The organism is Clostridium sp. TW13 (genome assembly GCF_024345225.1).
Lineage (GTDB): Bacteria > Bacillota > Clostridia > Clostridiales > Clostridiaceae > Inconstantimicrobium > Inconstantimicrobium mannanitabidum.
The window spans coordinates 3,459,443-3,481,169 of sequence record NZ_BROD01000001.1 but is presented as its reverse complement, the minus strand read 5'-3'; the positions used below and the strand labels follow the sequence as shown (position 1 = coordinate 3,481,169).

The 21,727-nt window shown below is 31.0% G+C and carries 18 protein-coding genes and 1 other annotated feature; of the genes, 15 read left to right on the top strand and 3 right to left on the bottom strand.

From position 1 onward, the window contains the following. Positions 1-21: 21 nt before the first annotated feature. On the top strand, positions 22-1,305 hold the full coding sequence (locus tag OCU47_RS16050; protein WP_261829620.1) for a serpin family protein: 1,284 nt from the start codon (positions 22-24) through the stop codon (positions 1,303-1,305). A gap of 131 nt (positions 1,306-1,436) precedes the next feature. Here OCU47_RS16050 and OCU47_RS16045 read toward each other — a convergent pair whose 3' ends face one another. Further along, complete coding sequence (locus OCU47_RS16045; protein WP_261829619.1) at positions 1,437-2,327, bottom strand: AraC family transcriptional regulator; 891 nt, start codon at positions 2,325-2,327, stop codon at positions 1,437-1,439. 151 nt (positions 2,328-2,478) lie between these two features. On the opposite strand from OCU47_RS16045, the gene OCU47_RS16040 reads away from it, so the two are divergent. The 3 genes from OCU47_RS16040 (at position 2,479) to OCU47_RS16030 (ending at position 7,011) form a co-directional block, all read left to right on the top strand. Continuing rightward, on the top strand, positions 2,479-3,090 hold the full coding sequence (locus tag OCU47_RS16040) for a sugar O-acetyltransferase (RefSeq protein WP_261829618.1): 612 nt from the start codon (positions 2,479-2,481) through the stop codon (positions 3,088-3,090). A 74-nt stretch (positions 3,091-3,164) separates the two neighbouring features. After that, entirely contained in the window at positions 3,165-4,367 is a 1,203-nt protein-coding gene (locus tag OCU47_RS16035) for an MFS transporter (protein WP_261829617.1), read from the top strand. 140 nt (positions 4,368-4,507) lie between these two features. Beyond that, positions 4,508-4,823 (top strand) — a binding site (T-box leader). 184 nt (positions 4,824-5,007) lie between these two features. After that, positions 5,008-7,011: a methionine--tRNA ligase gene (locus OCU47_RS16030; protein WP_261829616.1), complete on the top strand. Its 2,004-nt coding sequence runs from the start codon at positions 5,008-5,010 to the stop codon at positions 7,009-7,011. Between the two features lie 108 nt (positions 7,012-7,119). Here OCU47_RS16030 and OCU47_RS16025 read toward each other — a convergent pair whose 3' ends face one another. Beyond that, entirely contained in the window at positions 7,120-7,503 is a 384-nt protein-coding gene (locus OCU47_RS16025; protein WP_261829615.1) for a hypothetical protein, read from the bottom strand. Positions 7,504-7,922: 419 nt separating this feature from the next. Here OCU47_RS16025 and OCU47_RS16020 point away from each other — a divergent pair, with 419 nt between their 5' ends. The 10 genes from OCU47_RS16020 to OCU47_RS15975 all read left to right on the top strand — a co-directional run bounded on the left by OCU47_RS16020 (position 7,923) and on the right by OCU47_RS15975 (position 19,632). Continuing rightward, complete coding sequence (locus OCU47_RS16020; RefSeq protein ID WP_261829614.1) at positions 7,923-8,843, top strand: ribonuclease Z; 921 nt, start codon at positions 7,923-7,925, stop codon at positions 8,841-8,843. A gap of 188 nt (positions 8,844-9,031) precedes the next feature. Beyond that, on the top strand, positions 9,032-9,751 hold the full coding sequence (locus OCU47_RS16015; protein WP_261829613.1) for a metallophosphoesterase family protein: 720 nt from the start codon (positions 9,032-9,034) through the stop codon (positions 9,749-9,751). Between the two features lie 48 nt (positions 9,752-9,799). Continuing rightward, positions 9,800-10,705 carry a helix-turn-helix domain-containing protein gene (locus OCU47_RS16010; RefSeq protein ID WP_261829612.1) on the top strand — a complete coding sequence of 302 codons (906 nt, stop codon included), beginning with the start codon at positions 9,800-9,802 and terminating at the stop codon, positions 10,703-10,705. A 240-nt stretch (positions 10,706-10,945) separates the two neighbouring features. Next, positions 10,946-12,232: an L-cysteine desulfidase family protein gene (locus tag OCU47_RS16005; protein WP_482027287.1), complete on the top strand. Its 1,287-nt coding sequence runs from the start codon at positions 10,946-10,948 to the stop codon at positions 12,230-12,232. A gap of 248 nt (positions 12,233-12,480) precedes the next feature. Further along, positions 12,481-13,278: a flagellar motor stator protein MotA gene (gene motA / locus OCU47_RS16000; protein ID WP_261829610.1), complete on the top strand. Its 798-nt coding sequence runs from the start codon at positions 12,481-12,483 to the stop codon at positions 13,276-13,278. 21 nt (positions 13,279-13,299) lie between these two features. Further along, on the top strand, positions 13,300-14,058 hold the full coding sequence (locus OCU47_RS15995) for a flagellar motor protein MotB (RefSeq protein ID WP_261829609.1): 759 nt from the start codon (positions 13,300-13,302) through the stop codon (positions 14,056-14,058). A 333-nt stretch (positions 14,059-14,391) separates the two neighbouring features. Further along, positions 14,392-15,126: a GNAT family N-acetyltransferase gene (locus tag OCU47_RS15990; RefSeq protein ID WP_261829608.1), complete on the top strand. Its 735-nt coding sequence runs from the start codon at positions 14,392-14,394 to the stop codon at positions 15,124-15,126. Between the two features lie 16 nt (positions 15,127-15,142). Next, a complete protein-coding gene (locus OCU47_RS15985) occupies positions 15,143-15,595 on the top strand; it encodes a GNAT family N-acetyltransferase (protein WP_261829607.1) in 453 nt (150 codons plus the stop codon). Between the two features lie 18 nt (positions 15,596-15,613). Then, a complete protein-coding gene (locus tag OCU47_RS15980) occupies positions 15,614-16,429 on the top strand; it encodes a class I SAM-dependent methyltransferase (protein WP_261829606.1) in 816 nt (271 codons plus the stop codon). 251 nt (positions 16,430-16,680) lie between these two features. Further along, on the top strand, positions 16,681-19,632 hold the full coding sequence (locus OCU47_RS15975) for an Ig-like domain-containing protein (RefSeq protein WP_261829605.1): 2,952 nt from the start codon (positions 16,681-16,683) through the stop codon (positions 19,630-19,632). A 98-nt stretch (positions 19,633-19,730) separates the two neighbouring features. Here the strand turns inward: OCU47_RS15975 and OCU47_RS15970 are convergent, their stop codons facing one another. Then, the gene (locus OCU47_RS15970) at positions 19,731-20,471 is read right to left on the bottom strand and encodes an NADPH-dependent oxidoreductase (protein WP_261829604.1); all 741 of its coding nucleotides are present in this window, start codon (positions 20,469-20,471) and stop codon (positions 19,731-19,733) included. Between the two features lie 311 nt (positions 20,472-20,782). On the opposite strand from OCU47_RS15970, the gene OCU47_RS15965 reads away from it, so the two are divergent. Next, a complete protein-coding gene (locus OCU47_RS15965; protein ID WP_261829603.1) occupies positions 20,783-21,703 on the top strand; it encodes a DMT family transporter in 921 nt (306 codons plus the stop codon). Positions 21,704-21,727 lie beyond the last annotated feature (24 nt).

Genomic DNA, 21,727 nt, shown 5'->3' with positions numbered 1-21,727 from the left:
AGTATAAAGGGGATTTTTGAGATGGTTAAGATTAATTTTAGGATAGCAAAATTTTGGATAATTCCAGCTGTAGTAGCAGTAGTAGCAATTATATTTTTTGTGTGGATATTTTCAAAGGAGAATACATTAAATGTATCAGCTCAAGACTTAATGAAAGGGGTAAATCACAATAAGGTAGATACAGTTAAGCTAAAGGATGAGTTTTTGAAATCTACAACAGATTTTTCTGTAGATTTATTTAAGCAATCTTACGATAAAAATGAAAATTCGCTTGTATCTCCAACCTCAGTTTATCTAGCACTTGGCATGACAGCCAATGGGGCAGATGGTAATACCTTAAAAGAGTTTCAAAAATTGCTTGGTAAGTATGGCCTTAATACTAAAGATTTGAATTCATACTATAAAACTCTTGCTGAAAATCTTACTAAGGTCAACGCAGGAAAGGTTAGCATTTCAAATTCAATATGGTATAACGATGATAAAACTATTGATATTAAAAAGGATTTCCTACAGACCAATGCAGATTATTATAATGCATCACTTTATAAGTCAAACTTTAAAAGTAGCGAAATAGTGAATGATATAAATAATTGGGTAAAGTTCAATACAGGGAAAAAGATAGATAAAATCGTAGAGACAGTAGATCCAAAGACAGTAATGTATCTTATTAATACCATATATTTTGAGGAAAAGTGGGAAAATATTTATGAAACAAAAGATGTGCATGAAGGAAGCTTTCAACTGGCAGATGGGAAGAGAAAGTCTGCTAGTTTCATGCATTCAGCAGAGATTGGCTATTTGAGTGATAATATGGGAGAGGGTTTTATTAAGCATTATAAAGATGGAAAGTATAGCTTTATGGCACTTCTTCCTAAAGAGAATATAAGCATTGAAAGTTATGTGAATTCACTTTCAGGAGAGAGTTTTAATAAACTTCTAAAAAATAAAGCAGATGAAATGGTAGTTGCAGAATTACCTAAGTTTAAGGCAGAATATAGTGTTAGGTTAATTACAACACTACAAAAAATGGGACTTAATGATTGCTTTAGTATTGAAAAAGCAAATTTTGCCCCAATGGGTTCAAGTAAGCAAGGGAATATTTATATAGAAGATGTATTGCACAAAACTTTCATTTCAGTAGATACTGAAGGAACAAAGGCAGCAGCAGCTACGAAAGTTGAAATGAAGAGTGGGGCTGCTCCATCTAAGCATTTTATTAAACTTAATTGTCCCTTTGTGTATGCAATAATTGACAACGAAACTAATCTACCTATTTTCATAGGTACAATGATGAATCCAGAATAAAAATATATAATAATTTATTTAAATAGTAATTCATATGGAAATCTACCATATGAATCACGGATGTACATGAAGGAAATTTTCAACTGAAACAAAGACAAAAATTGCAAGGTTGATGCAGCCAAAATAAATTTCTATTGTGTTAATAAATTATTTCTATATGTTTTGGGTGAAACACCATAATAACATTTAAATTGACGATTGAAATTTGAAAGGTTTTGGAATCCACTTTCTAAAGCAATTTCTGATACAAGTAAATCAGTAGTCCTTAAGAGGTCAGCAGCAATTCGCAATCTCAGTTGGATGATGTATTCTGCACAGGATATACCAACCCTCTGCTTAAAGAAACTCATAAAATGAGTTTTACTAAAATGGCATAAATTCGCTAATTGAATTATAGTAATGGGCTCTTTGTAATTATCTTGGATATATTGCAGGGCCTTTTTTATTTTATCCATATGAAGAGAAGTTGATTTAGTAACATTTGTTTCAGTAATGCAATTATATTTAAATAGCAGATAAAAAAGATGATGTAGTTTTTCTTTTAGTAATAACTCAAAGTAAAAATCTTTTGTAGTTACACAATTAAGAATATCCTTAACACATGGAAGAAGTTCTTTGTAAGCAGGATGTTCCTTATTCATATGGGACAGCAAATTTAGTGCTCCATTAAAAAGAGGACGAAGGTATGTAATTGTGCATTGATCCATAATTGAGTAACCAAGCAAATCTAGGTGAAAAACTAAAGTGTCAGAAATATGTGTAGTTCCAGGGACAGGATAAATTGAATGCAAAGTGTTTGGAGGTACAAAAATTAAATCACCTTCGTGAGAATAAAAAGTTTCTTCGCCAACTTGATAAATTGCACTACCAGTGTGTACGTAGGTCAATTCGGCTTCTACATGCCAATGAAGCAGTACATTTGGTGTATTTATAGGAATAACACAGTGAAAAAAAGCATAAGGTTCAAGGTGATTTTCTTTTGATATTTCTTGTTTTTGTGATGAAAATAAAAATGGATGCATGGTAGATACCTCCTATAATTAGGTATTGATATAATACTATAGTATCAGTTTTAGAGATTATAATACAAGAGTTTGAATGCATTTAATGTTATAATATCAGAAAGGAATAAGGGTTAAAATTAAAGTTAAGATATAAAAGGAGAATTTGAGAATGAATCAAAAAGAGAGAATGTTAGCAGGATTGCCATATAAAGCTTGGTTAGATGGACTTGCAGAGGAAAGAATGGAAAATAAGTTAAGGATACATGAATTTAATTTACTCCGTCCAGATGAAAAAGAGAAAATAGATAAACTAATTAAAGAGATACTTGGAAAGACTGGTGAAACCGTTGTTATAGAGCAGCCTTTCCATTGTGATTATGGTAAAAATATTGAAGTCGGGAATAACTTTTTTGCTAATTATAATTGCACAATATTAGATGTAGGTAAGGTGATTATAGGAGAAAATGCTCAATTTGCTCCTAATGTATCAATTTATACAGCTGGACATCCAATTCATCCTGAGTCAAGAAATTCAGGGTATGAATATGGAATTGGAGTTACTATTGGAGATAATGTGTGGCTTGGAGGAAGTGTAGTTGTTAATCCAGGTGTTAAGATTGGAAATAATGTTGTCATAGGGTCTGGCAGTGTTGTTACAAAGGATATTCCAGATAACGTTATTGCAGTAGGAAATCCATGCAAGGTTATAAGACAAATAACAGAGGATGATAGAAAGTATTATTTTAAGGATAGAGAATTTGATGTTGAAGACTATAAATAACATTAAGTAATATCTTGTTTTGTAATAATCAACATATGATATAAAGCAGAAATAGAAGAAGAGGTACGAATATTATGTTTACATTTTTGTTAGTTATAATTTATTTATCATTTATTAGTTTAGGCTTACCAGATTCATTATTGGGATCTGCATGGCCTGCTATGTATAAGGATTTGGCAGTATCATTGTCCACACAAGGGGTTCTATCTATGCTTATTTCAGGTGGAACTATTATTTCTAGTTTATTTAGTGGTAAATTAATTAAACGATTTGGAACAGGGAAACTTACATTTATAAGTGTAGCTATGACAGCAGTAGCTTTACTAGGATTTTCAATCTCACCATCATTTATTTGGTTATGTGTTATGGCAATACCTTTAGGTCTTGGAGGTGGTTCTGTAGATGCAGCCTTAAATAATTTTGTGGCATTGCATTATAAGGCAAAGCATATGAGTTGGCTTCACTGTTTTTGGGGTGTTGGAGCTACTGTAGGACCAATTATTATGTCAATGTTCATGGGAAAAAGCAATGGTTGGAAAAAGGGTTATTTTACAATATCGATGATACAATTTGGTCTTGTAATTATACTATTTTTAACTTTATCATTATGGAAGACAGTTGAAAAAGTTCAGGATGAAAATGAGATTAAGGAAGAACAAGAAGAGGCTGATGGGAAAAGCTCTATGAAGATCCCAGGTGTAAAATTAGCCTTACTTTCCTTTGCATGTTATTGTGCAGCAGAATCAACTGCAGGATTATGGGGAAGTAGCTATTTGGTTAATTATAAGGGTGTATCTGTTGGAGATGCAGCAAGGTGGATATCTTTATTTTATATAGGAATAACTGCAGGTAGATTTTTGTCTGGATTTTTTACTATGAAGTTTAGTAATAGTACTTTAATTAGAGGTGGACAAGTACTTTGCATTATTGGAGCAGTAGTTCTTTTAATGCCACTACCAACGAGTTTTTCAATGCTAGGATTAATTTTATTTGGTCTTGGTTGTGCGCCTATCTATCCTTCTATGATACATGACACTCCAAAGAGATTTGGAAAGAATGCCTCACAAGCTATAATTGGTTTACAGATGGCGTTTGCTTATATGGGAAGTACTTTTATGCCTCCATTGTTTGGAATTTTGGTTTCTAAAATAAGTATAGGTGTTTTTCCTTGTTTTTTGTTGGCTTATGTTTTCATTATGATAATAAGCTCTGAAAAAATTAATAAGTTAATTAGTAGAAAACAGAAAACAGCAGAAAAAATAGAAATGAAAGTATAAAAAATCTCATTTGAAGAAAAATAGATAATATATAGAACTTCTAATTACGAAACTAGCAATTTATTTTTAAAATTAATTATATATTAGCAATTACAAAAACTTGACAGTATAGTTTGATTTAGATTATACTGTCAATAATTTTAACGGCTAGGAAGAGAAGAGTAGTCATTTTAAAAACTTACAGAGAGTCTCAGTTTGCTGGAATGAGATAGTTGGAAACTTGATGAAACAAGCCTCTGAGCTTCATACGGATCTTATTTAGGTATCTGAAAATAAATAACAAGTCCCAATAGACTAGGATATAAGCCTATGTGCTTTCAGGTGCCTTATTTAGTAGGTGATGCTATGACGTGAGTTCACGTTACAGAACTAGGGTATAATTTGTACTCGATAAGGTTAATATGGTGACATGTTAATAAATTAGGGTGGTACCGCGGAGAATATTTCGCCCCTGCAAGTTAAATTGTAGGAGGTGTTTTTTTATACATTTTTTTATTATTAAACCTATAAAACCTAATATTTTTGTAGGGATGATAAGTTAACTAAGGCATGTGAAAATAAATAGCAAGTTTAAATATCTATTGCATATGGACTTATTTATTTTTTGAAGATGCCCAATATATTGTTAGGAGAGTTGTATATGGAAAAAAACATTGAGCGAAATACCAGAAAGAATGAAAGACCAACCTTCCCCAAGAGAGCTGTAATAACAGCAGGGATGCCATATGGAAATAAAGAGTTACATTTTGGACATATAGGTGGAGTTTTTGTCCACGCTGATACATTAGCAAGATTTTTAAGAGATAGAATTGGAAAAGAGAATGTTATATTTGTATCAGGAACAGATTGCTATGGTTCACCAATATTAGAAAGTTACAGAAAGATAACTGAGGATAATTCATACTCAGGTACTATAGAAGACTATGTTAAAGAAAATCATTTAAAGCAAAAGGATGCCTTAGATAAATATGAAATTAGTTTGAATCTTTTTGCTGGGTCAGCTTTAGATAGAGCTGGAGAAATTCATAGTGAGGTTTCAAAAGAAGTATTTGAAAAGTTATATGATAATGGATATCTAACCAAGATGTCTAATCCTCAATTTTATGATGAAGAGTTTAATGTTTTTCTTAATGGAAGACAGGTTATTGGAAAGTGTCCAATACAAGGTTGTTCATCAGAAAAAGCCTATGCAGATGAATGTTCTCTTGGACATCAATATATGCCAAGTGAACTTATAGATCCTATAAGTGCTTTGTCAGGGAAAAAACCTGTAGTAAAAGATGTTACCAACTGGTATTTTAAATTGGATAAATGCAACGATTTACTAAAGGAAAGAGTAGATTATTTAAGACAAACCAAAAAAGCAAGTAAGTATTTATTAAATACTGTTGAAGAGTTTTTAAAAGAACCTGTAATCTATGTTCAAAAGAAAAACATAGAGGATTTAGATGCCTTAGAAGCAGAGTTACCAGAACATAGTACTATAAATGAAGAGAAAAAACCTTCTGTAACCTTTGTGTTTAAGGATTTAGAGCATAGAGATGAGGCTAGGGTTATGCTGGGAAATAAAGGAATTAACTTTAGAACAGGAAAAACTCTAGTACCATTTAGATTATCGGGGAATGTTGACTGGGGAGTTAAGGTTCCTGATAAGGAAGATTTAAATGATTTAACATTTTGGGTATGGCCAGAATCACTTTGGGCACCAATATCATTTACAAAAGCCTACTTAGAAAAGCAAGGTTTTGGTGATGAAGAATGGAAGAAGTGGTGGAACAATGATGAAGCTGAGGTTTATCAATTTATAGGAGAAGATAATATATACTTCTACGGAATTGCAGAAATGGGCTTATTTACAGCATTATTAAACAGCATAGATGAAAAGCCTGATATGTCAAAGATTCAGTTACCAAACATCATTGCTAATAACCATATTTTATTTATGGGCAAAAAGGCAAGTAGTAGTTCAGAAATTAAACCTCCAATGGCAAGGGAACTTCTTGATTACTACACAGCAGAACAACTACGTATCCATTTTTTAAGTCTAGGATTATCAACAAAGAGTGCAAGCTTCCAACCACAAGCCTTTATGGAAGAAGATAAGCGTGAAGGTGTAGATACAGTTTTAAAAGAAGGAAATCTTCTTACTAATGTATTTAATAGACTTGTTCGTTCTTGCTTCTATACATCACAAAAGTATTTTGATGGAGTAATTCCTCAAGGTGAAGTGAGCGAAGAAATACTTAAGGAGGCACATGAGGCAATCCTTACTTATGAAAAGCATATGTATAAGCATGAATTCCACAGTATAACTTATGTATTGGATAGTTATATTAGAAACATGAATAAGTACTGGGTTAATAATATAAAGCAGGCTGAAGCTGAAAACAATAATGAATTGCGAAAGAAGATTTTAATAGATTCTTTCCATGCAGTACGTACAGTAACAGCATTAATCCATCCAATAGCACCAGAAGGAGCAGAGATGGTAAGAGAATACCTAGGAGCCAATGAAGATATTTGGAATTGGGAGTATATCTTTGAACCAATATACTCTTTCATTGGTAACAAGGAAGTTCATAAGCTTAAGTTTTTAGAACCAAAGGTAGACTTCTTTAAGAAGCATGAAAGTCAATTTAAATAAGGACTAAGTATTGAGTAAAAATGCAAATAGGCGGTGAATCCGCCTATTTTTTATTGGGTTGAATTAAGACGAGCAACTAGTGCATCTTTATTTAAATGTTAGTGAATTTTACCCTTCTTCATACCTAATCACAAACTTACTGTTAGGTAAATAATAAAGCTTGTACCTACTTTTTTCTTTAGGTTTGAATGCCCAAGGATTGTATTGATATTCTGCACCGTCTAAAACAAAGGAGTGGCCTGAGATATATTTCTTTTCAACTGTGCCCTCATGGCAAGAAAGATTGTTAGCAAAAGCATTATGTAAATCTTTAATTTTAGGTAAAGTAAGAGCGCAAAAAAGATAAGTGGCTAATGGAATTAATATTAGTGCTAATATTAGATAACCCTTTTTTTTCTCTTTCAGAAAGGTTTTAAAAACCACTACTATTTTATAGATACAATAAGTAATAAAAACACATTCTAGAAGTAGTGCAACATAGAAATAGTTCATTGAAGATCCCCCTTTTGCTGTTTTCATGAATTCTAGTTATTTATTTTTTCAATATGCTTTATTGTTTTCAGTATTATGTAAATGTATTGTAAGGCATCTGAAAGTAAATAACAAGTCTTAAGATTCTTTGTATAGAGCTATTCCATAATAATGTTGGTGGACAAGTTACAATAATTCGACTTTTTTCTACCAACATTTAAGTGGAATAGTTCTATATGCAAGTATATAAAAATACTATTTATATATATCTAATTAATCTGAATATTAGTATTAACTAAGGTAAAGATAAGGTAAACTATTAGTAAAATGTGATATATTTAAATTGTTTAGTAAGAGTGAATTTATTTTTTTAATATAGATAAGAAAGAACTTTATAGATAGCAAAAGATACTTAAAATTATGAAAGAGTGGTGGTAATCATGGTTGATTTATTATTGTTAGGCTGTGGTGGAGGAATGCCAATGCCAAATAGATTTTTATCTTCTACATTACTGAGTTATAAGGGGAGAAAAATACTTATAGATTGTGGAGAAGGAACTCAAGTATCAATGAAAATATCAAATACAGGCTTTAAAAATATTGATGTTATATGCATTACTCATATTCATGGAGATCATATAGTTGGTCTACCTGGACTTCTAGCTACTATAGGAAATAGCGGAAGGATAGAACCTCTTACAATAATAGGGCCAGAAGGTATAGAGGACACTGTAAATAAGTTGAGAGTGATTGCAAGTTGGCTTCCATATGAAATTAATATAATAGAAAATCCAAAGGAAACATTTGAAATAAAAAATGAGTTTATAGATTTAGGGGTAGAAATATCAACTTTAGAGCTAGAACATTCATCTCCATGTATAGGTTATAGTTTTTATTTTAAGAGAGCACCTGAATTTGACCCTAAAAAAGCTATAACTAATAATGTGCCTAAGGCTTTATGGAGTAAGCTGCAAAAAGGTCAAGAAAATATAGTCCATGATGGGATAAAATATACTAGAGATATGGTTTTAGGAGAAGAAAGAAGAGGTATAAAAGTTAGCATAACCACAGATACAAGACCTCTTGATTCTATTCCAGAATTTATTAAGGATAGTGATTATTTTATATGTGAAGGTACTTATGGAGAGGATGAAGATCTTCCTAAAGCTATAAAGAACAAGCATATGACCTTTAAAGAAGCTGCAACCTTAGCATCAAAAGGGAAGGTAAGCAACTTGCTGCTTACACATTTTAGTACTGCTATGGATGAACCTACTGATTATATAGATAATGCAAAGATGGTGTTTGAGAATACCATAGTAGGTTTTGATAGATATAGTGTAGAATTGAAATTTCAATAATCTTTATATTGATATTTAGATGAAGGCTTTGTTTTATACAAGGTCTTTTTTTATTTCTTCACTTTTACTGTATTTGCTTAGTGAATAAGTAGTTTATATTGATTAGTAGTAAAAAATTAGAATATAATATAAATTATACTTAATTATAGAGATTAATATTAATACTTAAATATAGGGGGGGATTGAAAATGAAGATAGGTGTTTTATCAGATATTCATGGTAATGCTATTGCGTTAGACTATGCAATAGAGGATTTGAGAGAACAAGGAATAACGAAGGTTGTAATTTTAGGTGATGTGGTGATGAAAGGGCCAATGCCATCTGAGGTTATAGATACATTGAAGAATAGTGAATTAGATATACTAAGTTGGATAAAAGGGAATACAGATATATGGTTTGAAGAATTTTCAGAAACATATGAAGCAAATAATGATAGAGAAAAACAGATATATGAATATTATAAGTTTGCTAAAGAAAATTTAGATGAAGATAAAATAGCCTTTATTAATGCACTACCTTATGAATATTCATTTTCAGTAAATACATATAAAATCCTTTGTGTTCATGGTACACCAAAATCCATTGTTGAAGCTGTGGATAGTACTGTTCCAGAAACTGAAATTAGAAAGGCAATTGAAGGAGTTAAGGAAGATATAATCTTAAGTGGACATTCTCATACATCGTTTATTGGTGAAGTAGATGGAAAGAAAATTTTTAATGTGGGGAGTATCGGAAATCAACTTGATGGTGATAACAGAATCTCTTATGGAATTTTAGATTTCACAGGAGATGAAGTTAGATTGATGAATAGGCGTGTTAGTTATCCAGTGGATGAAATAATTAATATGGCAGAGAAGAGAGAATTTCCTTTCTTAGAGTCTTATAAAGACAGTATATTAAATGCTTGACCTTCTACCTTGTGGAAGGTGTTTAATATTATTAGGGGGTGAGCGTCAGTGAGGATCAAAGAAGTTGAGGAGCACATAGGAATCACAAGTAAAAACATAAGATTTTATGAAAAAGAGGGATTATTATTACCTAATAGAAACACTGAAAATGGCTATAGGGAGTATTCTGAAGTAGATTTAGAAAAATTAAAAAAGATTAAACTGCTTAGAAAGTTAGGTATAAGTATTGAAGATATTCGCTTGCTGCAAGTGGAACAAATTGAGTTTAGTGATGTTTTAAATAAGCAAATTGATAATTTCAAGAGTGTAATAAATAGTTTGAATGAAGCAGCCAACCTATGTGTAGACTTACAAAAAGAAAGTGTATCTTTTAAGAACATTGATTCTAATCTTTGGTTATCTAAAATGAATGAATTAGAACGCAAGGGGGCACGCTTTATGGATATTAATAACGATGAGATTATAAGATTTTTGCCAGATAAATTCAAAATGCAATATTATGAATCAATAATTAAAAGCGGACAAATTGATAGTGAACTTTTAGAACAGATTACTTCCTACTTTGAAGAAATTTATAGAAAATCAGTTGATACAGAAAAATTACTTATAGATACGCTAAAAAATGTTGATTATGATGAAAGAAATAAATTACTCGATATGGTGAAGGAAAACAACGTAGAGTTATATGCAAAACTATCAAACAGCATTTTTGATTTTGAGGGCATAGTTACTGTCAAAAAAGAAGTACTTAAGGATATATTAAACAGATTTGACATACAGAGTATAGTAAAGGCTTCTATGGCAGCTTCTCCTCAAGTTAATGAATACCTGCAAGGCATATTTACTGATATTGATTTTATAGAAGAGAAAAAAATACTTGGAAGTAGAAGAATAAGTGAAGTGTTAAGCATTCAGGATGAAATAATTAAGGAAATCAACAACAGAATAAAATAATAATGTATGTAGGCCAGCAATATAGTTTGTTGGTCTTATTCATTTTTGATAAAACTTAAATTATTTAAAAAATAGAGTGATACTTTTTTAATAATTAAGTTATTTTACTATTAATATTGATAAAGTTTTCTGGATAGCTTATATTTTAATAAAACAGTGTTTATAAGGATGCTAAATTATTAGCGTTTATAAGAGCAGTATTGTAAATTTAATGAGGTATATTTTGATTATTGGGGGGCAATGTTAATGAGTATTGATGAAAAAAAATATAATGCATATCTAAAAATTCTTAAGGAGGAATTGGTACCAGCACTGGGGTGTACTGAACCTATAGCGATTGCATATGCAACAGCAAAAGCACGTGAAGTTTTAGGGTGCTTTCCTGAAAAGGTAATAGTTAAATGTAGCGGAAATATAATAAAAAATGCCAAGTCAGTTGTAGTGCCTAATACAGGAAATTTAAGGGGGATTAAGGCTAGTGCAGTTACCGGAATGGTTGGGGGAGATGCTTCTGCATGTCTTGAAGTTCTGTCAAAAATTTCAGAAAATGATGTGAAAACAGTTAAAAGGTTAATGGACACAGAATTGTGTGAAATAGAAATGCTACCTGAAGATGCTAACTTACATATTATTGTACAAGCTACATTCAAGGATGAGTATTCAGAAGTTGAAATAATACATACTCACACTAATATATGTAGAATTCAGAAGAATGATAAGATTATATTTGAGAAGGATTATGGGAAGGAAAATTTTAATGCTCCTTTATCAGATAGAAGTGTTTTGAACGTCAAAGATATATATGAATTTGTAAATAAATTAAAGATTGAAGATGTAAAAGAACTCTTAGAAAAGCAAATTAAATGTAATCTAAAAATTGCAGAAGAAGGACTTACAAAGAATTATGGGGTAAATATAGGTAGAATGCTTATGGAATGCTATGGTAATGATGTATTTACCAAGATGAGAGCATATGCAGCGGCCGGCTCTGATGCAAGGATGAGTGGTTGTAGTATGCCTGTTGTAACAAACTCAGGAAGTGGGAATCAAGGAATGACTACATCAATACCAGTTGCAATATATGCAAAAGAGAAAAATATTGAAGCAGAAAAAATGTATAGAGCTCTTGTTCTGGCAAATTTGGTTACTATCCATCAAAAGACAGGCATCGGAAGATTATCAGCTTATTGTGGAGCAGTCAGTGCAGCTTGTGGAAGTGGTGCTGGGATTACATATATAGAAGGGGGAACCTTGGAACAAGTAGAAAAAACTATAACAAATACTATAGCAAATATTTCGGGAATAGTATGTGATGGAGCCAAATCTTCTTGTGCAGCTAAAATAGCATCTTGCCTTGATGCAGCTAATATGGCTCATTGCCTTGCAATGAAAGATGTATGTTTTGAAGTAGATTCTGGTATCGTTAAGAAAAATGTCGAAGATACTATATCTGCAGTAGGAAGACTTGGCCGGGTAGGAATGAAGGAAACCGATGTGGAAGTATTAAAAATAATGCTTAATCAATAAATTTTATTTTAGTATTGAATTTTATTAACGATATAAATAGTGTTACGACAATTCTTTCAAGAAAAAGACAAACTTCGTATAGAATAATTAAATAATGTTATAAAGATAAAGCAAATAAGTATACATTTTACCATTTTGCTAAATAAACAAGAATTGTGTAATAAAATACTAATAAAAAGAAAGTTTTCACTAATAAAATATTATGATATAATATTTTGTATAAAACAATGTATAATGGGGGAAAAAATATGGATATTTTCTTAATTGCAGGTATAATTGCAGGGTTTGCTGCAGTACTTTTAGGAATGGTTCTTAAAGGTGCTAACATTGCACTATTATTCAGTGGAGAAGCACTGCTTATAATCTTCGGTGGTACAATTGCAGCAACTGCAAACTCATTTCCAAAGAAGGAATTTCTTAATATTCCTAAGATTTTTGGAGTGTTATTCAAAGAAAGAACAGATATTGATCCAATTGCTATTATTAACAAGATAGTTGAAATGTCTCAAGCAACTAGAAAGAATGGTATATTAGCATTAGAAGGCGACATCCAACAGATGGAAAATAAGTTTATGAAAAAAGGCTTTGAGATGGTAGTGGATGGTATGGATCCAGAATACATAAGGGAAGTATTAGATACTGAAATTGAAAGTATGGAAGAAAGACATAGAGTAGGAGCTTCAGTTTTTACAACTGCAGGTAGTTCTGCACCTACATTAGGGGTTCTAGGAGCTGTTGTTGGATTAATTGGTGCCCTTGGAGATTTGAAAGATACTGACAAGCTAGGAGAGTCTATAGCAGGAGCCTTCGTTGCAACACTTTTTGGTATATTCGTAGGATACGTTTTTTGCCATCCTGCTGCATCTAGATTAAAGAGAAAATCTGCTGAAGAAATAAAGACAATGTACATCATTGTTGAAGGTGTATTAGCTATACAAGAAGGTAAAAACTCAAAAGCTATACAAATGAAGTTAGCTGGTATGTTGGATCCAAAACAAAGAGAAGCTTTAGAAGCAGCAGTAGGAAATGCAGAAGGTAGCAAATAAATATAGTAAAGGAGAATAATCATGGGCAAGAAAAAAAAACATCATGACGAGCATGTAGATGAAGCATGGCTTCTTCCTTACTCAGACCTTCTAACATTATTATTAGCATTGTTTATAGTTATGTTTGCTATGGGACAAACTGATAAAGCAAAACTTGAACAAGTAAGTAAGTCTTTTCAAACTATTTTTGCTGGTGGCAGTGGAGTAACAACTCAGAGTGGAAATGCAATAGTTTCTAATGAAAATGCAGGTTCTTCATCAAAAATGTCAAATGCACAAATTGAAACAGATAAGATGGAAAGTGTAAAGAAACAACTTGAAAAAGAGATTCAGGATAAAGGTTATTCAGATAAGGTTAATGTTCAGCTTGATAAAGAAGGATTAGAGATATCAATACAATCCACAGTACTTTTTAATTCTGGTGATGCAACTATAGTTAATGGTGTGACACCAATGCTTAATGATGTTTCTAAGATGCTTTTAAATTTAAACAACAATGTACGAATAGCAGGACATACAGACAATATACCTATAAGTAATGCTAAGTTTCGTTCAAACTGGGATTTAAGTGCTATGCGTGCAGTAAATGTTTTGAACTTTATGGTTAATGCAGGAATGAATCCAAATAAGATATCAACACAAGCGTATGGAGAATATCAACCTAAGTATGATAACGCTACTGAAGAGGGAAGAGCTAAAAATAGAAGAGTTGAGATTTTTGTAATTCGTAACTTCCCAGCTACTACAGCAGAAGATAAAAATACAGGTTCAACAAATTAACACAGATAAAAATATTATTTTGAAGTTATAAAATAATATTTAAACTAAATAAATATATGAAATTTAGAAATGCTAATCAATTAAGATTAGCATTTTTTTTGCTTTATAATATAATTCTATACAAAAAAGTAAGTTTATTTTTTAAAATATTATGTAGAAATTTCTAGCATTATGATATAATTACAATAATACAAGGTGGTAAATCATACTAATTAGAGAAGTATAGGTTAAGTTTATAGATTGCTTTATAAATTCTGCTAGATTTGAACAGCATATTGAAAAAAGTTGAGTTTACTAAATAAGTAAAAGATCAAATGTGCATGAGGGAGAGTTATGGACTATTCAAAGTATTATTGTAACTATTTAAATATAAATACTGAATTACTCAACAAAGGAAGTTTTATTTTTGAATCTGATCAAAGAAATAAGCCTATCTGCTTCTATTATTACCATTTAGTAATTGTATCAAGTTTTAATGGAATAGCAGTTGTTTCAATAGCTCCACATTTTGATAAGGTTTTCAGTGAGTATAATATTAAAAATAGAGAATTAAGAGACGTTGAGTTGTTAACAAATATGTTTAGCAGTGAATTAGATGATTTTAATGTAAGAAATATGTATAGAATGGGCTTAGTTTCAGATAAATATAAACAAATTAATACAGCAAGGGTTATACAATTAAAATCTGGTCATAAAGATGTATATTTCAATACAATAGCATCTATAAGTGATGCTTCTATTAAGGAACATAAGTGGAATTTAAGAAAAGAGCAAATAGACCAAGGAAGGGTATTTGTCATAATAGAAGATGAAATAATAATATCTCAAGCAGTTATATCTGATATTAATTTTAATGGAGGAAATATTCATGTCTGGACATCTGAAGAGCATTCAGGAAAAGGTTATGGAAAATCAGTTACAGCTGCAGCTGCACAATGGTGTGTGGACAATGGCATTTTACCAGTTTATTTGGTGGATAAAAGTAACAATCCATCTTTAAGTATAGCAAAAAGTGTAGGATTTGAAGTTCTATTTGATGAAGTGGTATTGTCTCAAAAAATAAAATGAAAGAAGGTGTGTATATATGCGAATTGTAGAAACGCATCCAAACGCTTCAGAGACTACTTTATTATTAAATGAATTATCAGAGGAATTGGAATCAATAACAGGTAATAGCGGCAAGAGTTCGTTTAATGAAAATGATGTATATGTTCCGCGTTCTTTATTTGTTGTAGCATATAGTGGGGCTGATGAACCCATTGGATGTGGAGCTATACGACCAATTAGTGAAGACATTGCTGAAGTTAAGCGAGTGTTTGCTAGAGTAAAAGGGAGAAATGTAGGAACTGAAGTTTTAAATTATTTAGAGACACAGGCAAAAAAGATGGGGTATTCTACTCTTTGGCTTGAAACAAGACTAATAAATAAACGAGCAGTGATATTTTATGAGAATAGAGGATATCATCGTATCCCTAACTATGGTAAGTATGAAAATAGAGCTGAGGCAATTTGCTTTGAAAAGAATCTAGATGAATAGGCTAAGGGGTAACAAAGCATGAATAAAACTAAACAAATTAAGAACATATGGGACAAGGTAGCTCATAATTTTGGAGAAGTTGGTCCAAGGTATTGGAATGAATTTGGAGGCAGACTAGTTGAACTTTCAAATATAAATAATGGCGCAAAAGTATTAGACATAGGTATGGGAAGGGGTGCTTCATTGTTCCCTGCAGTAGATAAGATTGGTGAAAATGGTTTAATTGTTGGAATAGATTATTCAGAAGAAATGGTAAAAGCAACTCAAAAGGATATATTGCTAAAGGGCATTAAAAATGCTGAAGTAAGAAGGATGAATGCACAAAGTTTAGAGTTTGAAGAGAACAGCTTTGATAATATAATTTGTGGATTTGCTATTGGAATTCTGTTATTTGGTGAAGAAAAGTTAAATGGGGTAAAACGAATACTAAAGAATGGTGGACAAGCTGCCTTTAGCGTGTGGGGAGTACAAGAAGATCAAAAGTGGTTAACAGAAATCATAAACTCCTATTTACCCTGCAACAATAATACAGGAAAATCGAATGCGCCAAAGTTTGAAACTATAAAGGATATCCAAAATATATTAGAACAGTTCGATTTCAAAGATATTAGAGTTTATGAAGAAAGTAATTATGTTATGTATAAGAGTAAGGAAGAATGGTGGCAGCATATGTGCACTAATGCAGTTAGAGGTATATTTGATTGTATAGAAGAGTTAGGAAAGGAACAATTTAATAAGTTCAAAATGGATGTTTTTAAAGGACTTAATAAATTTAATAAGGGTGATGGATTTTACTTTAAGATGCCAGTGATATATGCATTTGGAAATAAGTAAGGCATATTTTAAAGCATTAAAAGTAACAGAAGGTATTAAGAAATTTAAAAATTACTTATCAATGATAAGCAAGTAAATATATGAATATTATATAGAAGATTTAGTTAGGAGTGTAGATATTGTGAACTTTAAAGAGGTTAAATTGGTTAGTTTAGGAAAGGGGGGATAAAGTTAAATAAAAACATGACAAAAAATGATTAGTATGTTGATTTTATATATGCAGCTACTAAGAATAGGAATAAGGGGATATCATGAAGAAAATAAGTTATGTTACTAAAAAGATTACAACAATATTAATTTTAATTATGTTTTTCTGTACTATGGGTATAGATTCAATGATTGCTTTTGCAAAAAGTGGAAGTATGTATATTTCTGCTCAAACTACAGATGGAACAACAGTATATTCAGGACCTGATTCAAGTGCCTATGTAAAAGTAGGAAGTGTTGATTGGCATGAAAATGTTAAAGTATTAGGATTTGATTGCGGATGGTTTTTTATTGAGTACTATGTAGGAAATCCATCAAATAATGTACGTAAGAGGGGATTTGTTCCAGTATCCTACATATCAGGGTCTCCAGTTGTGCCTAATATGTCATATGGACCTAATCCAGGATATGTAGGAAGTGGACAAACTGTTTATGCAGGTCCTGATTATAATTATTCTAAAGTTGGAAGTGTAGATGATAATGAGGGCGTAAGAATACTAACTAGTGAAAATGGGTTTTCATATATAGAGTATGAAACAGACTCAGGTCTTAAAAGAGGATATGTAAAAGATTCACCAACAGCATTAGGTACATTAAATATACCTAACTTATCTGTTAATGGTGTGACTTATGAGAAGTATGGCACAAGTGGAAGAGGAAGAAGTTTAGGAGCTTATAAAATAGGAAATGGTCCTAAAACAATTATAATGACATTTGAAGTTCATGGATTCGAGGATGCATGGAGAAGAGATGGAGAAGAACTTGTAAAAATAGCAGACAGAGTAATTAATGATTTGGCTAGTTATTCCAATAATAATGGTGGATTAAATGGATGGACAGCATACATTGTAAGAAGTGTAAATCCAGATGGACTTTGTGATGGATTTACTAATAATGGACCGGGAAGATGTACTATAAGTGATAGGGTTGATATAAATAGATCATTCCCTGTTGATTATACAGACTATACTACTGGTAGAAATAATACAGGTGGAAGAAGTTTGTCAGTACCAGAAGCTAAAAGTTTATATGATTTTATTAAAGGGAAAAATCCTGATGTAGTAATAGATATGCATGGATGGGAAAATGGTACTTTAGGAAATTCAGAAATAGGAAAGTATTTTGATGATCAATTTGGTTTTGGACACAATGATCATTTTCAACAAGGTTCAGTTACAGATTGGGCAAAAACATTAAAAGGAGGCACTACAAAATCTACATTAGTAGAATTACCATGGCCTCAAAGTTCTCAAGATATTGCTAATAGAAAATATGCTGAAAAAGTTTCTAATGCAACATTAAACATAATAAATAAAGATGCACCACCAGCTAGATTAGTTATAGATTCTCCAAGTGATAATCAAAATGTAGATAGTGATTTTATGATAAGTGGTTGGGCAGTAAATCAATCAGGCATAAATGAATTAAAAATATACATGGATGGTAAATATTACACATCCTTAAATGTGAATGTAGCAAGACCAGATATAGCAAAACAATATCCACAATATAAGAATGTAGCTAATTGTGGATATGAATGTAAAATAAATATAAATTCCATGTCTGATGGCACTCATTCAATAGGAGTAGGTGCAATAGGAAATGATGGAGTAGAATTAAATTATCATAGAACAGTAATAGTAAAAAAGAAGTTAGAAGCTAAGATGGATTTAGAGTTGCCTTCTGAGAATCAAACATTTACTAATAAGGTAGACATAAAAGGTTGGGCATTAAATCAATCAGGAATAAGTAAAGTACAAATATTAGTTGATGGACAAGAAGTAGGAAATGCAACAACTGGTTTAAGTAGAGAAGATGTGAAGAAAGATTACCCTAACTATCCTAATGCTGATAAGAGTGGTTTTATTTACAGTTTAGATGCTAGTAATTTAAAAGACGGAAAGCATACAATTGAAGCAAGCGTTATAGGTAATGATGGTGTTGTAATAAAACAAAGTAAGACAGTAAATATTTCTCAACATCCATCTAGAATGAATTTGGATGCACCTATCAATAATCAAACATTTACAAATACAAATAAGATAGATGTTGGAGGATGGGCATTAAATGAATCAGGAATAAATAAAATACAAGTGCTAGTTGATGGACAAGAAGTAGGTAATGCAACAATTGGCTTACCTAGAGGAGATGTGAAGAAAGCATATCCTAACTATTCAAATGCTGATAAGAGTGGTTTTATCTATAGTTTAGATGCTAGTAATTTAAAAGACGGAAAGCATACAATTGAAGTAAGAGTTATAGGAAATGATAGCATAGCAATAAGTCAAACTAAAACAGTAAATATGTCTCATTATCCAGCTAGAATGAATTTGGATACACCTATCAATAATCAAACATTTACAAATACAAATAAGATAGATGTAGGAGGATGGGCATTAAATGAATCAGGAATAAATAAAATACAAGTATTAGTTGATGGACAAGAAGTAGGTAACGCAACAACTGGATTAGCTAGAGCAGATGTGAAGAAAGTCTATTCTAACTATTCAAGTTCCGATAAGAGCGGTTTTATTTACAGTATGAATGCTAGTGATTTAAAAGAAGGACAACATACTGTTCAAGTAAGGGTTATAGGGAATGATGGTGCTGTAACTACTCAAAGTAAGATGGTAAATATTTCTCAAAACCCACCTAGAATAAATGTAGATTCTCCAGTTAATGGACAAGTATTAAATGATAATATTGATATAAGAGGATGGGCACTTAATTCATCCGGAGTAAAAAATATAGTAATAAACATTGATGGACAAGATATTGCAGACGCAATAAATTTAGGAGAAACAAAAGTAACAGTAGGAAAGAGTAGAAAAGATGTATGTAATGTATTTCCTAATTATAAAAATAGTAATAGTGGTTTTGAGTATATCATGCCAATAAGTACGCTTTCAAATGGAACACATAAAATAAAAGTAACAGCTATAGGAAATGATAATACTTTCATAGAGCAAATTAAGACTATTACTGTAAGTAAGTAGTAAAGACTAAATATAAAAAATAATAATGCATATATTAAGCTCCAATTGATTTTATCAATTGGAGCTTAATTATGCATATTTTAAATACAATTATATGCTTATTTTGTACCTGTAAAACCTTGTTTTTCTAAGGCCTGCTTTACTTTTGGATAATAAACACTCTTATATGTTCCACCTATAGTTTCACTCCAAGTTTGATCATACACTCCATTAGTTACATTTATCATATGATTTTTTAGTACTTGATCATACTCTTCTATTTCAGATTTTAGATCTGTATTATATTTTTCTTTGTGATGTATAACTTCTTCAGGAAAACGAGGTTTTAAATTAGAAATGTCTTCAGGATGACCGACAACTAAGCCAACCATAGGAAATACATACTTAGGAAGTTCTAAAAGTTCTGCTACTGCTTCAGCATCCTTTCTAATTCCACCGATAGGAACTATTCCTAAGCCTAAAGATTCTGCAGCAGCAATTGCATTTCCCATTGCAAGACCTACATCAACAGCACCTACTAATTTTCCTTCTTCACTTTCTGCAAGAACCATATCTTCTCCTACAATATCAGCTGCAATTTTTGCTCTATAAAAATCTGCACAGAATATAAGAAATAATGGAGCTTGATCTACGTAAGTTTGATTTCCTACTAGCTCAGAAAGCTTTTTCTTTTTTTCTTTATCTTCTACGCTTATGATTGTAACTTGTTGCCCATGTATAGAAGAAGGGGCTGCTTGACTCGCTTTGATGATTAATGATAAATCTTCTTTTGACACGGGTGTAGATTTATAATTACGAATAGATCTATGATTTGTTAATGTTTTAATGACTTCATTCATTTTGGTTCCCTCCTTAGGCATCTGAAAGTAAATAGGTTTATATGCTAGTTTATTTTCCGATGCCATCTTATAAATTTTTATTTGAGATAATTAGGTATAAGTATATAATATTTATTATTAATTAATAATTACTTTTATCTATTGTAACATTAAATTAAATTGCATACAACTAAAATTTTATAAATATTAGTAATTTAATGAGAAAAATATTTTACAAGATTTATATTTGTGTATAGGCTATAATTTATTGTGTAGATTTAAACACTATAAAAATTATTATTAGATATTCAAGAAAGGAAAATACGTATTATATGGACAAAATTAAATTTTATACTAAAAGAAAAAATATTGTGGTATTAGCGATATTGTGCTGTGCCTTATGGGGAAGTGCTTATCCAGCCATAAAAATAGGGTATTCATTATTTAAAATAGCAAGTAATGACATAGGAAGTAAGTTAGTTTTTGCAGGGTATAGATTTGCATTAGCAGGGATATTCGTTCTTCTAATGCAGTTGGTAACAGGGAAGAGTATATTGAATTTTTCAATAAAAGATTTTGGTCAAATTACATTATTAGGAACAATGCAAACTACACTACAGTATATATTTTTTTATATAGGATTATCTTACACAACAGGTGTGAGAGGCTCAATAATTAATGGAACAGGAACTTTCTTCAGTATATTGCTAGCACATTTTATTTATAAAAATGATAAACTTAATACTAATAAAGTTATAGGTTGTATTATAGGTTTTTTAGGTGTAATTATAGTTAATTTAAATGGACAATCATTAGGAGGCAAGTTCACATTTAATGGTGAAGGTTTCATAATGATTTCAGCATTTCTATTTGCAGTCTCCGCTATATATGGCAAGACTATTACTCAAAAGAAGGATGCATCTACAGTTACAGGGTTACAATTATTTATTGGAGGTATTTTTTTAACTGTTTTAGGATTTTTATTGGGTGGAAGCATGCATGGATTTTCAGTAAAATCCACAGTACTTTTAATTTACATGGCGTTATTATCTTCAATTTCTTTTGCAATATGGACTCAATTGTTAAAGTATAATAAAGTTGGATTAATATCTATTTTCAATTTTATGATACCTGTATTTGGATCTGTATTATCAGCGTTATTTCTTGGAGAAAATATATTTGATATAAAGATTTTTATAGCATTGATATTTGTGTGTTATGGAATTTATCTGGTATATAGGGTGAAAGAGTAAAATTATTTATAGGTTAATAAGTGT